14 protein-coding genes and 1 tRNA gene are annotated in these 12,168 nt (G+C 66.6%); 11 read left to right on the top strand and 4 right to left on the bottom strand.

Annotated features, from left to right (window positions below):
- Positions 1 to 6: 6 nt before the first annotated feature.
- The 11 genes from AC56LU_RS04130 (at position 7) to AC56LU_RS04080 (ending at position 8,006) form a co-directional block, all read left to right on the top strand.
- Positions 7 to 945 carry a phosphate acetyltransferase gene (locus tag AC56LU_RS04130; protein WP_497174333.1) on the top strand — a complete coding sequence of 313 codons (939 nt, stop codon included), beginning with the start codon at positions 7 to 9 and terminating at the stop codon, positions 943 to 945.
- Positions 946 to 949: 4 nt separating this feature from the next.
- Positions 950 to 2,137, top strand: a complete 1,188-nt coding sequence (locus tag AC56LU_RS04125; protein ID WP_497174332.1) for an acetate/propionate family kinase — start codon at positions 950 to 952, stop codon at positions 2,135 to 2,137.
- The gene (locus AC56LU_RS04120) at positions 2,134 to 2,781 is read left to right on the top strand and encodes a 3-oxoacid CoA-transferase subunit A (protein WP_497174331.1); all 648 of its coding nucleotides are present in this window, start codon (positions 2,134 to 2,136) and stop codon (positions 2,779 to 2,781) included. Before AC56LU_RS04125 ends, AC56LU_RS04120 begins: the two co-directional genes overlap by 4 nt.
- Before the next feature lie 12 nt (positions 2,782 to 2,793).
- The gene (locus AC56LU_RS04115; RefSeq protein ID WP_497174330.1) at positions 2,794 to 3,471 is read left to right on the top strand and encodes a 3-oxoacid CoA-transferase subunit B; all 678 of its coding nucleotides are present in this window, start codon (positions 2,794 to 2,796) and stop codon (positions 3,469 to 3,471) included.
- Positions 3,468 to 4,250, top strand: coding sequence for an enoyl-ACP reductase FabI (fabI, locus tag AC56LU_RS04110; protein WP_497174329.1), 783 nt, complete (start codon positions 3,468 to 3,470; stop codon positions 4,248 to 4,250). Before AC56LU_RS04115 ends, fabI begins: the two co-directional genes overlap by 4 nt.
- A 12-nt stretch (positions 4,251 to 4,262) precedes the next feature.
- Positions 4,263 to 4,517, top strand: coding sequence for an RNA-binding protein (locus tag AC56LU_RS04105; RefSeq protein WP_497174328.1), 255 nt, complete (start codon positions 4,263 to 4,265; stop codon positions 4,515 to 4,517).
- A gap of 85 nt (positions 4,518 to 4,602) precedes the next feature.
- Complete coding sequence (locus AC56LU_RS04100) at positions 4,603 to 5,577, top strand: hypothetical protein (protein ID WP_497174327.1); 975 nt, start codon at positions 4,603 to 4,605, stop codon at positions 5,575 to 5,577.
- A 39-nt stretch (positions 5,578 to 5,616) separates the two neighbouring features.
- Positions 5,617 to 6,486 carry a F0F1 ATP synthase subunit gamma gene (gene atpG, locus AC56LU_RS04095; protein ID WP_497174326.1) on the top strand — a complete coding sequence of 290 codons (870 nt, stop codon included), beginning with the start codon at positions 5,617 to 5,619 and terminating at the stop codon, positions 6,484 to 6,486.
- A 27-nt stretch (positions 6,487 to 6,513) separates the two neighbouring features.
- The gene (locus AC56LU_RS04090) at positions 6,514 to 6,942 is read left to right on the top strand and encodes a F0F1 ATP synthase subunit epsilon (protein WP_497174325.1); all 429 of its coding nucleotides are present in this window, start codon (positions 6,514 to 6,516) and stop codon (positions 6,940 to 6,942) included.
- Between the two features lie 25 nt (positions 6,943 to 6,967).
- Positions 6,968 to 7,429: a hypothetical protein gene (locus tag AC56LU_RS04085; protein ID WP_497174324.1), complete on the top strand. Its 462-nt coding sequence runs from the start codon at positions 6,968 to 6,970 to the stop codon at positions 7,427 to 7,429.
- Between the two features lie 13 nt (positions 7,430 to 7,442).
- On the top strand, positions 7,443 to 8,006 hold the full coding sequence (locus AC56LU_RS04080) for a GNAT family N-acetyltransferase (RefSeq protein ID WP_497174323.1): 564 nt from the start codon (positions 7,443 to 7,445) through the stop codon (positions 8,004 to 8,006).
- Between the two features lie 4 nt (positions 8,007 to 8,010).
- On the opposite strand, the gene AC56LU_RS04075 is transcribed toward AC56LU_RS04080, so the two are convergent.
- The 4 genes from AC56LU_RS04075 to AC56LU_RS04060 form a co-directional block, all read right to left on the bottom strand.
- A tRNA-Gly gene (locus AC56LU_RS04075) sits at positions 8,011 to 8,084 on the bottom strand.
- Positions 8,085 to 8,187: 103 nt separating this feature from the next.
- Positions 8,188 to 9,213 carry a TraB/GumN family protein gene (locus AC56LU_RS04070; RefSeq protein ID WP_497174322.1) on the bottom strand — a complete coding sequence of 342 codons (1,026 nt, stop codon included), beginning with the start codon at positions 9,211 to 9,213 and terminating at the stop codon, positions 8,188 to 8,190.
- Between the two features lie 83 nt (positions 9,214 to 9,296).
- Complete coding sequence (locus AC56LU_RS04065) at positions 9,297 to 11,330, bottom strand: methyl-accepting chemotaxis protein (protein WP_497174321.1); 2,034 nt, start codon at positions 11,328 to 11,330, stop codon at positions 9,297 to 9,299.
- A gap of 14 nt (positions 11,331 to 11,344) precedes the next feature.
- The gene (locus AC56LU_RS04060) at positions 11,345 to 12,130 is read right to left on the bottom strand and encodes a TorF family putative porin (RefSeq protein ID WP_497174320.1); all 786 of its coding nucleotides are present in this window, start codon (positions 12,128 to 12,130) and stop codon (positions 11,345 to 11,347) included.
- Positions 12,131 to 12,168: the final 38 nt, after the last annotated feature.

Here is a 12,168-nt window from a genome sequence, read left to right as displayed (position 1 = left end):
ACCGACATGGAACCAGACCACGAAAAATACCAGCGGCTGATCGACTTTTGCCGGGACCTTCCGCCACTGCCGACTGCCGTCGCCCACCCCTGCGACAAGAGTTCGCTCGCCGGCGCGCTGGAAGCGGCGCGGGTCGGCCTGATTGCGCCGATCCTGGTCGGGCCGCGCGAGCGCATCGAGGCCGTGGCGGCGGAAAACGGCCTGCAGCTCGGCGATGTGCCGATCGTCGAGGCGGCCTACAGCCACGCGGCCGCGGCCGCGGCGGTCGCGCTGGTCCGCGAAGGCAAGGCCGAGGCATTGATGAAGGGCAGCCTGCATACTGACGAACTGATGGGCGCCGTGGTCAAGCGCGAGACCGGACTGCGCACCGCGCGCCGCGTCAGCCATTGCTTCGTCATGGACGTGCCGGGGCACCCCGACGCGCTGATCATCAGCGACGCCGCCGTCAACATCGCCCCGACTCTCGAAGACAAGATGGACATCCTGCAGAACGCCATCGACCTCGGGCACGCACTGCAGTTCAAGGAAGTGCGGGTGGCGGTGCTGTCGGCAATGGAGACGGTCAACCCGAAGGTGCCATCCACGATCGAGGCCGCCGCGCTGTGCAAGATGGTCGACCGCGGCCAGATCACCGGCGCCCTGGTCGACGGCCCGCTTGCGCTCGACAACGCCATCGACCCCGCTGCGGCGAAAATCAAGAAGATCGCCTCGCCCGTGGCCGGACGCGCCAACGTGCTGATCGTGCCGGACCTGGAGGCCGGCAACATGCTCGCCAAGAGCCTGTCCTTCCTTGCCGGCGCGGATGCGGCCGGCATCGTGCTCGGCGCACGGGTACCGATCATCCTCACCAGCCGCGCCGATTCGATGGTGACCAGGCTGGCCTCGTGCGCGGTGGCCGCGCTGGTGGCCAAGGCACGCCGCGACAGCGGCAATCCCCTGAGGTGACGCCATGGCTGACGTTATCCTTGTCCTCAACGCCGGCTCGTCGAGCATCAAGTTCCGCGCGTTCGACGCCGGCCCCCTCGAGCCCGAGCTCCTTCTTTATGGCCAGGTGGAGGGACTGTACAACGCGGCCCGCTTCAGTGCGAAAGATGCCGGCGGCGCCCCGATCGGCGAGCAGCGCTGGGACGACCCCGGCTTCGGGCACGCGGGCGCGACCGAATACATCGGGGAATTCCTGCGCCAGCACGGCGCGGGACACCGGCTGGTGGCGGTCGGCCATCGCGTCGTGCACGGCGGCGTGCAATTCACCCGGGCCGAACCCATTACTCCCGGGGTGATCGACGCGCTCGACAAGCTGACGCCGCTGGCGCCCCTGCACCAGCCCAACAACCTGGCGCCGATCCGCCTCCTGGCCCAGGCGCGGCCGGACGTGCCGCAGGTGGCCTGCTTCGATACCGCGTTCCACCGCTCGCAGCCCGAAGTGGCGCAAGCCTACGCGCTGCCCGAGTCGATCACCGGGCTGGGGGTGCGGCGCTACGGGTTTCATGGCCTGTCCTACGAATACATCGCGTCGGTCTTGCCCGCCTACACGGCACAAGGCGCGGCCGGCGCCACGCTGGTCGCCCACCTCGGCAACGGCTCGAGCCTGTGCGCGCTCGCGGGCGGCAAGAGCACGGCCAGCACCATGGGCTTCACCGCCGTCGACGGCCTGCCGATGGGCAGCCGCTGCGGCAACCTGGACCCGGGCGTGATCCTGTTCCTGATGGACCACCTCAAGATGGACACGCGCGCCGTCGAAACCCTGATCTACAAGCAGTCGGGCCTGCTCGGCGTGTCGGGCATCTCGAGCGACATGCGGGTGCTGCTCGACAGCGACGACGCGCGTGCGCGTTTCGCGGTCGAGCTCTTCGTCTACCGGATCGGGCGCGAACTCGGGTCGCTGGCCGCCGCAACAGGAGGGGTCGATGCGCTGGTGTTCACCGCCGGCATCGGCGAGCATTCTGCGGCGATCCGCGAACGCGTCTGCCGCGAGGCGCGCTGGCTCGGGGTGGAGCTGGACCCGGCCGCCAATGCGGAAGGCGGGCCGTGCATCAGCACGGCGGGCAGCAAGCTGTCCGTCTGGGTGATTCCGACGAATGAAGAACTCATGATTGCCCGCCATACGCGCGACGTAATCGCAAGGGGGGCGGCATGAAAACCGTCAGCCTCGAGCAAACCGTCGCCATGATCCCGGATGGCGCCAGCCTCATGATCGGCGGCTTCATGGGTGTCGGCACACCGGAACGCCTGATCGACGAACTGACGCGCCAGGGCAAGCGCGAGCTCACCGTCATCGCCAACGACACCGCAACACCCGGCCGCGGCATCGGCAAGCTGGTCACGGCCGGGGCCGTACGCAAGGCGATCGTCAGCCACATCGGACTCAATCCGGAAACCCAGCGCAAGATGATCGCCGGCGAAATGGAAGTCGAGCTGGTACCGCAGGGGACCCTGATCGAGCGGGTGCGCGCCGCCGGCTATGGGCTGGGCGGCATCCTGACGCCGACCGGGGTCGGCACCGCCGTCGAGGAGGGCAAGCGCAAGTTCGACGTCGACGGCGCGTCCTACCTGCTGGAGACGGCCCTCGGCGCCGATTTCGCGCTGGTCGAGGCCTTTCTGTCCGATTACCACGGCAACCTGGTCTACGCCCTGACCGCACGCAATTTCAATCCCGTGATCGCGATGGCGGCAAAGACCGTGATCGTGGATGCGGCCCATATCGTCCCGGTGGGAATGATCTCGCCGGACCATGTCGTGACGCCGGCGGTGCTGGTCGATGTCGTCGTTGCCCACGACTGAAGGAGGCCGACCATGGACGCTCCCACCCTGATTGCCAAACGCATTGCGCAGGAATTGCGCCCCGGGATGCTGGCCAACCTCGGCGTCGGCATTCCGACCCAGGTTGCCAATTATGTTCCGCGCGATATGCACATCTACTTCCAGTCCGAGAACGGCCTGATCGGCACCGGGCCGATTCCCGAACCGGGCATGGCGCTGAGCTACCTCACCGACGCCGGCGGCCAGCCCGTCACCGCGCTGCCGGGCGCGGCCGCTTTCGACAGCGCCTTTTCGTTCGGCCTGATCCGGGGAGGCCACCTCGACCTCACGGTGCTCGGCGGCCTGCAGGTCGACCAGGCCGGCCAGCTGGCGAACTGGATGATTCCCGGGAAAATGGTTCCCGGCATGGGCGGCGCCATGGACCTGGTGACCGGCGCCAAGCGCGTCATCATCGCCATGCAGCATACCGCCAAGGGCAAGCCCAAGATCGTCCGGCAATGCACGCTGCCGCTGACCTCGCTGCGCCCGATCGACCTCCTGGTCACGGAACTGGCGGTCATCGGGTTTGCCGGCGGCCGCGCCACCCTGTTGGAGACGGCGCCCGGCGTGACGGTGGACGAGGTGCTCGCGGCCACCGAAGCCGAACTGGAGGTCCCTAGCCGGGTGCCGCACATGAACATCGACGACTTTTCCGTAAGGGTCTCATCATGACGAATGATCGCTACCGCCCGATACTGGAGGGCAAGAAGGCACTGGTCTCGGGAATCGCCAACGAGCATTCCATCGCATGGGGTTGCGCCAAGGCCTTCCATGAGCTGGGCGCGGAACTCGCCATTACCTATACCGGCGAGAAAACCAGGAGCTATGTCGAGCCGCTTGCCCGCAGCCTCGGCGCCCCGATCTTCACGACGCTCGACGTTACCAAACCAAGCGACATCGAGGCCGTGTTCACCCAGATCGAACAGCAATGGGGACAGCTCGACATCTTCGTACACTCGATCGCCTGGGCGCCGAAGGAAGACCTGCAGGGCGGCCTGCTCAACAGCAGCGCCGCGGGCTTTGCGCAGGCGATGGACATTTCCTGCCATTCCTTTGTTCGCATGGCGCGCCTGGCCGCACCGCTGATGAAGGAAGGCGGCACCATGTTCACGATGAGCTACCACGGCGCCAACAAGGTGGTGCCCAATTACAACCTGATGGGACCGGTCAAGGCGGCGCTGGAGGCCTGCGCGCGCTACCTGGCGTACGAACTCGGACCACAGCATATCCGGGTGCACGCCATGTCGCCGGGGCCGCTCAAGACGCGCGCCGGTTCCGGCCTGAAGGACTTCGACCTGTTGCTCACCGAAGCGGCCGAGCGCGCGCCGCTTGGCGAACTGGTCGACATCATGGACGTCGGTTTCACCTGCGCCTTCCTGTCCACGCCCTACGCGCGGCGGCTGTCCGGGGAGACCATGTACGTCGACGGTGGCGTCAACATCATGGCCTGAAGGAGACTTGTCATGGCTGATTTGATCATGGGGAATGTGGAAGCCGGAACCTCCGACGAGGACATCAAGGCCTTCCTGGTCAAGTATGGCTTCCCGCCATTCGACGAACTGGAACACATGCCCGGCGACGGTTCCCGGCCGGCGGTGCTGTTGCGCTTCAAGGACGCGCCGCCGGAAGCCCTGAGCAGCCTCCTGCCGCGCGTGCAGGACATGTTCTGGAAAAACCGGAAGATCCACGTCCATATCGTCAACGAGCGGTACAGCTGAACAGGGTGCGCAGATGGGATTCCTTAACAGGGTAAGGCGCACGGCGGGTCCACCTCCGGCGCAGGACAGGCAGGACAGGCAACGCGTGGATGCGACGATCGAGCGCGTCATGGGCTTGCATCCGCAGCTGCGCCTGGCGCGGCATTGCCAGAAGCGCCTGGCGCCGGCAGTCGCGACCTCGCTCGATTACGTACGCGGGCTGGTCGATGCGCTGCCGGCGCCGCGCGAGGCCAGCGGCGCCGCCTGGAGTCATGACCCCTACATGCACGCCTACTTCGCCGCGCCGGACGACGTGGCCGCGACCATCAGCCGCTCGGCCAGCCTGCGCGACTATTTCGAACAGCATGACGATGCGCCGGAAGCGGTCGCGGTGCTGGGGATGGAACTGAGCGAACGCCACATCCTGGGCGCCCGGATGGAGGGGGAAACCCTGCGCCGCGATGTACCGCAAACAACGGTGGGCTTCAGCGACCACCAGGTGAGAATGTGCGGACGCACCGACGCCGAACTTCGATGCGAGATCGTGGGGCGCCTGCTGGACGAGCTCGCGCTGGCCGGACTGGCGCGCACCGCCGCCGACAGCTCGCGCCGCACTGCGCTCGAGCGCGAGCGTGCGCTGCTGAAAACGCGGCTGCAATTACTGGAGCGTCAGGGCCAGGGCATCCGCGCCCTGATCGGCGGCGACGTGGCGGCCGACCTCGCCGAGCTGGGACGCCTGGAGACGCAGGTCGAGGAGAACGCGCGCGGCCTGGCCGAGCTGGGCCTGCGCGAAGACGCCCTGGACCGCGAGCTGGAGCATGTCTGCGCGGTGTACGCCCAACCCGGGCGGCATTTGTCGGTCGTGACCAAGCGGCTGCGGCTGGACCGGATGAACGTGGTGCAGGAGCAGGACGGCGGGCAGGCCGGCGACGCGCTCGAATTCCACATTGCCCGCCTGCCGACGTTGCCGCCGCGGATGCGCGCGTTCTCGTTGATCCGGTTCGCGCGCGCCGACATGCTGCCGGCGAAGAGCATGTTCGACGAAGCCGAGCAGCTGCTGGCATCCGGGCTGTGGTCCTGATCCACATCCGCATCGACATCAATAAGGGAGGCAGCAATCATGGCCGGAGGCAAGGAAATACGCGACAAGATCAAAAGCGTGGAAAGTACCCGCAAGATTACCAGGGCGATGGAAATGGTCGCCACGTCCAAGATGCGCAAGGCGCAGGAAAGGATGCGCGCAGCGCGCCCATACAGCACGAAGATCCGCAATATCGCCGGACACCTTTCGGAAGCGAACCCCGACTACAGCCACCCCTTCCTGCTCAAGCGAAACGAGGTCAAGCGGGTCGGCTTCATCGTGGTGACCACCGACAAGGGCCTGTGCGGCGCCATGAACACCAACATCCTGCGCATGGTGATGCAGAAACTGCGCGATTTCGAAGCGCACGGTGTCGGGAGCGACATGGTCACGATCGGCAGCCGGGGCCTGGGCTTCCTGAACCGCATTGGCGCCAGGGTGGTCGCGCAGGTCGTGCAACTCGGCGACACGCCGCATCTCGAACGGATGACCGGCGCAATCAAGGTACTGCTCGACAGCTACCAGAACGGGGAGATCGACGTCGTTTACCTGTGCTACACCAAGTTCATCAATTCGATGAGCCAGGAACCGGTCACCGAACAGCTGCTTCCGCTGGGCCCGGACAAGGTGAAAGCCGACCGGGGCGCCCATTCGTGGGATTACATCTACGAGCCGGACGCAGCCGACGTGATCGACGAGCTGCTGGTGCGCTACGTCGAGGCACTGATCTACCACGCGGTCGCCGAAAACCTGGCGTCCGAGCATTCGGCGCGCAGGGTGGCGATGAAGGCGGCGAGCGACAACGCGGGCAGCGTCATCGACGACCTCAAGCTGGTCTACAACAAGACCCGCCAGGCGGCGATCACGAAGGAACTCTCCGAGATCGTCTCCGGCGCGGCGGCGGTCTGATCCCATAAGCCACCTGCGAGAACAATCATGGCCACTTCCAATACCATGCACGTGAGCGTCGTTTCCGCCGAGGAAGAAATTTTCGACGGCGATGCGGAGTTCGTCGTCCTGCCCGGCCAGAGCGGCGAGCTCGGTATCTTCCCCATGCACACTCCCTTGATCACGCGGATCCGCCCGGGCGCCGTGCGCATCAAGCTACCGGGACGGACGGACGAGGAATTCGTGTTTGTCGCCGGCGGTCTGCTGGAAGTCCAGCCCGACGAAGTGACCGTGCTGGCGGAAACCGCCATCCGCGGGCACGACCTGGACGAAGCCAGCGCGAACGAAGCCAGGAAGCAGGCAGAAGAAACCTTGCGCAACAGGGGCGACAAGATCGACTACGCCAAGGCGCAATCGGAACTGGCGATCGCCATTGCGCAGCTACAGGCCATTGCGCGCCAGCGCAAGCGGCAGTGATGTTGCAAGGAAGAGGAGCACATCCATGGAACTGGTCATCATCGGCCTGTATGACGATCTGGCGCATGCCCGGAGTGCGAAGCATGAACTCCTGGCTTCCGGTTTTGTTCGCAGCGAGGTGCAACTCAACCCCGACCACGAGCTGGCCGCGAAGGCAGATCCCGCGATCCAGACGGAAGACAAGGCAACGCTCAGCGGCAGCATCGAAAACTTCTTCCGGTCCTTGTTCAGCATGGACGACAAACGCACCTACAGCAACGTCTATGCGGAAGCGGTCAGGCGCGGCAGCTATGTCCTGACCGTCGATGTCGACACCGATGAGCGGCGCCTGAAGGCGCAGGACATCATGCGGCGTCACGGCTCGGTCGACATCGACGAACGTTCCGCACAATGGGTCAGGAATGGCTGGCGCGGACACGACCCGCAGGGGGACGGGGATACGGTGCGCGTGTTCCCGCGCGGCGGAAAAAAAGACGGTTCTGCCTGAGATCATCAATACCATGCAAAACGACGCAGCAATGACGCTGCCGGTGCTGGCGAAGCTGCGCGACGGCCGCGAAGTTGTGTTGCGCGAGGTCCGGGCGCAAGACGGGGCCGAGATGCAGGATGCCTTCCAGCGCCTGTCGGCTGATTCGCGCTACACGCGCTTCATGATGGCGATGCGCGAACTGCCCCCGGCCATGCTGGAAGCGGCAACGCATCCCGTGCCGGGCCGCGATGTCGCGCTGGTCGCAGTCAGCGGCGAAGGCGCCGCCGAAGACATCGTCGCGGGCGCCCGCTATGTTGGCGATCCCGGCAGCGATACCTGCGAGTTTGCAGTTACAGTCGCCGATGACTGGCACGGGCTCGGCCTGGCGAGTCGCCTGTTGGGGATACTGATCGCACACGCCAGGGCACAGGGATTGCGATGCATGGAGGGTTATGTCCTGGCCCTGAACATGCCCATGCGCCGGCTTGCGCAGCGCCTGGGTTTCACGGACAGGCCGTGCCCGGACGATGCGACGACGCGCCTGGTGCGACTGGCACTGGCCGCTGGGGGGTGTGATGCTCGGGAGAAGGCATGAAGACTGGAGCGGGTGAAGGGAATCGAACCCTCGTCGTAAGCTTGGGAAGCTTCTGCTCTACCATTGAGCTACACCCGCGTTGCCAGCATTCTACGCGCGTTTGCCGGGCTTTGACAAATTTCCAGGGGACGCGCGTCGCTTGTATTGGCCATGCTTGGCGCTGCATCGAGCATCGCGAGGCTTATTCCGGCTGCTCGACCGTATAGCCCTTCGCCGCCAGCGCCGCCACTGGTCCCTTCGGATCGAGGATGTCGCGCATGGGCAGCAGCGCGAAGGTCGAGGCATTGCGCTCCAGCGCGCTCTCCGCCGCGGCCAGCCACAGCGCCTTCAGGCGCGGCCGTATCGACTGGAAGGCCGGATCGTCGCGTACCGCGGGGCTGTTGAAGACCACCTCGCGGCAGTTTTCTTCCTGGTCGACGAAGTCGAGCTTGCGGATGCCGTCGATGTCGCCCTTGGCCCAGGCGTTGGCGCGCACGCGCATCGCATCGATGTCCGTTTCCAGCCGGACGATCGTCGAGTTCAGGCATTGCGCGTCCTCGACCGGCGACTTCTTGAAGTCCTTGATCATGCGCCGCGCGTTATCCATCGGGAGATCGATCCTGGGCCTGGTCACCTTCAGCTTCTTCTCGTCGACCATCTTCTCGATCTGCTTGCGTACACCCGTCCTGGTGGTCAGTCCAGCCTGCGCCAGGGCAGCGCTGAACAGCTGCCCCGCTACGAACACCGGGCGCTCGCGCTCGTCGTTCTTGGGCAGGTACTTCGCCTTCATCGGCTGCCAGCGCGCGTAGACGTCCGGCGGCAGCACCTCGCGCAGCGTGGCGCCGTCGGGGATCTTGTTGATGCCGATGAGCGAAGGCAGCAGCAGCGCCCCCTTCAGGTAGCCCACCTGGGCGCTGGCGCTGGGAGGCGCCAGGTATTCCTGCGAACGTGCGATGACGGCGTCGACTTCGTGCGAGCGCCATTGCATCTTGATGGGCAGCGGCGCGTAGTCGCCGAAGATCCACAGCACGTGATCGCCCTTCGACACCTTCCACATGCCGGGGCCGGGCTTCTGGCCGACCACAAGGATCTGTTCGGGCGAGGCCGGCGCCGCGTCGGCGGATGCAGCCACCACCGCAGGCGCGGCCGGCGCATCGTTGGTCTGGGCCAATGAGGGCGCCGCGCACAGGGCCAGGCACAGCGCCGGCAGGATCGCAAGTTTCAGCATCGGGACATCCTTGTTGTTGATTGTCCGGCAAGCTTAGCTCGTCAATATGAGCCCTTACTTAAACCCTGCGGCGCCCTGCGATTTCATGCCGCCTGCATGCCCAGCCTCGCCTGCGCCGGTGCCGCAGTTGCGACCCGGCGTGCACCGGGTTGCGGGCGAGTGCTTTCCTCGACCTGGAACTGCCCGACCAGCGCGACCAGGGTGGCCGCCTGCTGCTGCAGGCTTTCCGCCGCGGCCGCCGCTTCCTCGACCAGCGCCGCATTCTGCTGGGTCACGCCGTCCATCTGCACGATGGCCTGGTTGACCTGGCCGATGCCGGTGCTCTGCTCCGCGCTCGCGGCGCTGATCTCGGCCACGATGTCGCTCACGCGGCGCACGCTGGACACCACCTCGCCCATCGTCTTGCCGGCTTCCTCGACCAGCATGGTGCCCATGCTGACCTTGTCCACGGAGTCGCCGATCAGGGCCTTGATTTCCTTTGCCGCCGCAGCGCTGCGCTGCGCCAGGTTGCGCACCTCGGTCGCCACGACCGCGAAGCCGCGGCCCTGCTCGCCGGCACGCGCCGCTTCGACGGCGGCGTTCAGCGCCAGGATATTGGTCTGGAAGGCGATGCCGTCGATGACGCCGATGATGTCGACCACCTTCTTCGACGAGTCGCTGATCGAGGCCATGGTCGTCACCACCTGGGCCACCACGTCGCCGCCGCGCAGGGCGATCTCGCTGGCCGACCCGGCCAGCTGGTTGGCCTGGCGCGCGTTGTCGGCGTTCTGCTTCACGGTGCCGGTCAGCTCTTCCATCGACGCTGCAGTCTCTTCCAGCGCGCTGGCCTGCTGCTCGGTGCGCACCGACAGGTCGGTATTGCCCTGGCGGATCTCGTTCGAGGCCACCGCCACCGCATCCGAGCTGCTACGCACACGCGCCAGCACGTCCTGGATCTTGGCGACGAAGCCGTTGAAGCCACTGGCGATCTGCGCCAGCTCGTCCTTGCCCTTCACGGCCAGGCGGGCGCTCAGGTCCGCGTTGCCGCTCGAGAGGTCGGTCATGGCGGCGCCGAGCACGCGCAGCGGGCGGGTCAGGCGGCGCAGCACTGACACCATCACGAAGGCGGCGATGATGGCGCACACCACCGACACCATCAGCGCGTAGCCGACCAACGCGCGCGACGAGGCGGTGGCGACGCTTTCCGGGAAGGTCAGCGAGATCGACCAGGCGCCCATGTCGGGGTGGAAGCGCAGCGGCTGCAGCAGGTGGATCTTGCCGCTTTCGATGAATTCGTAGGGCTTACCCTGGCGCACCGCCTCGAGCGCCGCGGCCGGCAGGTCGTCCGCCTTCTTGCCGTTGCGCGCGTGGTCGGCGTGGCTCGCATACAGGCCGCCGTTCGATACCAGCGCCAGCGTGCCGCCTTCGACACGCTGCATCCCGGCCAGGATCTTGCCCAGGCCGACCAGCATGAAATCGGCGGTGGTCACGCCCATGAACTGGCCATTCACGATGATCGGCGCGGCGAGCGAGGCGATCAGCTCGTTCTTGCCGTTGATCGGGTACATGTAGGGCTCGGTGAAGTGCGGCTTGCGGGTTGCCTTCGGCACGTCGTACCAGTCGTTGGCGCCGGGCGTCGTGGTGAACACGATCGGTTCCGCGCGCACGGCGCCGTCCGCACCGCGGTTCCAGTAGGGCATGAAGCGGCCGGTGGCGTCGTATTCGGGCGACTTGCCGGCGTACTCTGCGTCCTTGCCGTCGAATGCGTCCGGCTCGAAGGCCACTGAGGTGCCGACGAAGTCGGCACTCGCCAGCAGCGAGGCCTTGACCATGCTGTTGACCTGCTCGCGCGCCAGCGGCAACTCGGAGCCGCGCACGGCTTCCATCGAGGTCGACATCGCCTGCACCTGCGCCAGGCCGGCGCCGATGCGCCCCTGCAGCGATGCCGCGGCTTCGCGCGTGGCGGTGCGCGCCTGCGCCATCGCCGCTTCCTGCGACGAGGTGCTGCTTTCGATGCCGATGAAGGTGGAAGTGGCGCCGAGGCTGAGCACCACCAGCGCGGTGGCGGTGGCGCAGATCTTGGCGGTGAGCGAAAGGGTCAGGCCGCGCATGCGGCGCGGCTGCGTCGTTTCAAGCATAAGGTCTCCGTGTTTCAGAATGTGCGAGCCAGGCTCACGGCAAGCGTGCCCTTGGCGGGATTGGAATGGGCGACGCTGCCGTCTGCGCGCGGCACGCCGGTGGTATAGCGGTCGTAGGCATCGGTGGCGCCCCAGGCCCGGGTGTAGGCTGCGGCGATGCTCCAGCCGCCGTCAAAGCTTCGGGTGACGCCCGCTTTCGCGTCGCGCCAGTCCCACATGTCGTTGCCCGCGCCCGCGACGCGGCCGTCACCCAGGTGCAGGTTGAGCGTGGTGCCGCCGCCCAGGTCGTGGTTGAGGCCGACGTCGAGATAGCCGGTGCCGCGCGCATCCGTGATGCCGAAGAAATCGCGCGATACCGTGCGGTAGTACTTCACGTAGGCGGGCCCGAAGCTCAGCCCGGGCACCAGTTCGGTGTAGTCGTACTTCGTACCGGTCGCGCCGATGCGGGCGCCCGGGTAGCGGTAATGCATGGCCGTCAAGCTGTAGCCCACCGCCCCGATGGTGCCGGCATAGCCGCCGTAGACGTCCCACTCGAGGCGGCCACCCTCGATGAAGCGGTCGCTGACGCTCGAGGCCCAGGTGCCGAGCGACCAGCCGCTCGGATGCGCGGCATCGAGGCCCGCCTGCAGCGCGGGCTTGCCCCAGCTCTGGCGCATGCCGCGCGAGACGTACTGGGACGTTAAGGTGACGATGCCGGTGACGGTGGCAGCCGGAGCGGCTTCCTGGCCGCCGGCATGGGCGGCAGGCAGGGCCAGCAGCAACAGGGGAGCCGGCAGCAGCCGGCGTAATGTGGAAATCATGGTATCTCGTCAGTCCGTAGGGAGGCAGGGCGCCGTCC

This window comes from Telluria sp. PB2R4, from assembly GCF_059685695.1.
Note: the sequence above shows the minus strand (reverse complement) of the source record. Positions and strands in the feature narration are given on the sequence as shown.

Bases quoted from the DNA above. Each gene is read 5' to 3' on its own strand.
- AC56LU_RS04130 (WP_497174333.1), top strand. From the start codon at position 7: ATGGAACCAGACCACGAAAAATACCAGCGGCTGATCGACTTTTGCCGG.
- AC56LU_RS04125 (WP_497174332.1), top strand. From the start codon at position 950: ATGGCTGACGTTATCCTTGTCCTCAACGCCGGCTCGTCGAGCATCAAG.
- AC56LU_RS04120 (WP_497174331.1), top strand. From the start codon at position 2,134: ATGAAAACCGTCAGCCTCGAGCAAACCGTCGCCATGATCCCGGATGGC.
- AC56LU_RS04115 (WP_497174330.1), top strand. From the start codon at position 2,794: ATGGACGCTCCCACCCTGATTGCCAAACGCATTGCGCAGGAATTGCGC.
- fabI (WP_497174329.1), top strand. From the start codon at position 3,468: ATGACGAATGATCGCTACCGCCCGATACTGGAGGGCAAGAAGGCACTG.
- AC56LU_RS04105 (WP_497174328.1), top strand. From the start codon at position 4,263: ATGGCTGATTTGATCATGGGGAATGTGGAAGCCGGAACCTCCGACGAG.
- atpG (WP_497174326.1), top strand. From the start codon at position 5,617: ATGGCCGGAGGCAAGGAAATACGCGACAAGATCAAAAGCGTGGAAAGT.
- AC56LU_RS04090 (WP_497174325.1), top strand. From the start codon at position 6,514: ATGGCCACTTCCAATACCATGCACGTGAGCGTCGTTTCCGCCGAGGAA.
- AC56LU_RS04085 (WP_497174324.1), top strand. From the start codon at position 6,968: ATGGAACTGGTCATCATCGGCCTGTATGACGATCTGGCGCATGCCCGG.
- AC56LU_RS04080 (WP_497174323.1), top strand. From the start codon at position 7,443: ATGCAAAACGACGCAGCAATGACGCTGCCGGTGCTGGCGAAGCTGCGC.
- AC56LU_RS04070 (WP_497174322.1), bottom strand. From the start codon at position 9,213: ATGCTGAAACTTGCGATCCTGCCGGCGCTGTGCCTGGCCCTGTGCGCG.
- AC56LU_RS04065 (WP_497174321.1), bottom strand. From the start codon at position 11,330: ATGCTTGAAACGACGCAGCCGCGCCGCATGCGCGGCCTGACCCTTTCG.
- AC56LU_RS04060 (WP_497174320.1), bottom strand. From the start codon at position 12,130: ATGATTTCCACATTACGCCGGCTGCTGCCGGCTCCCCTGTTGCTGCTG.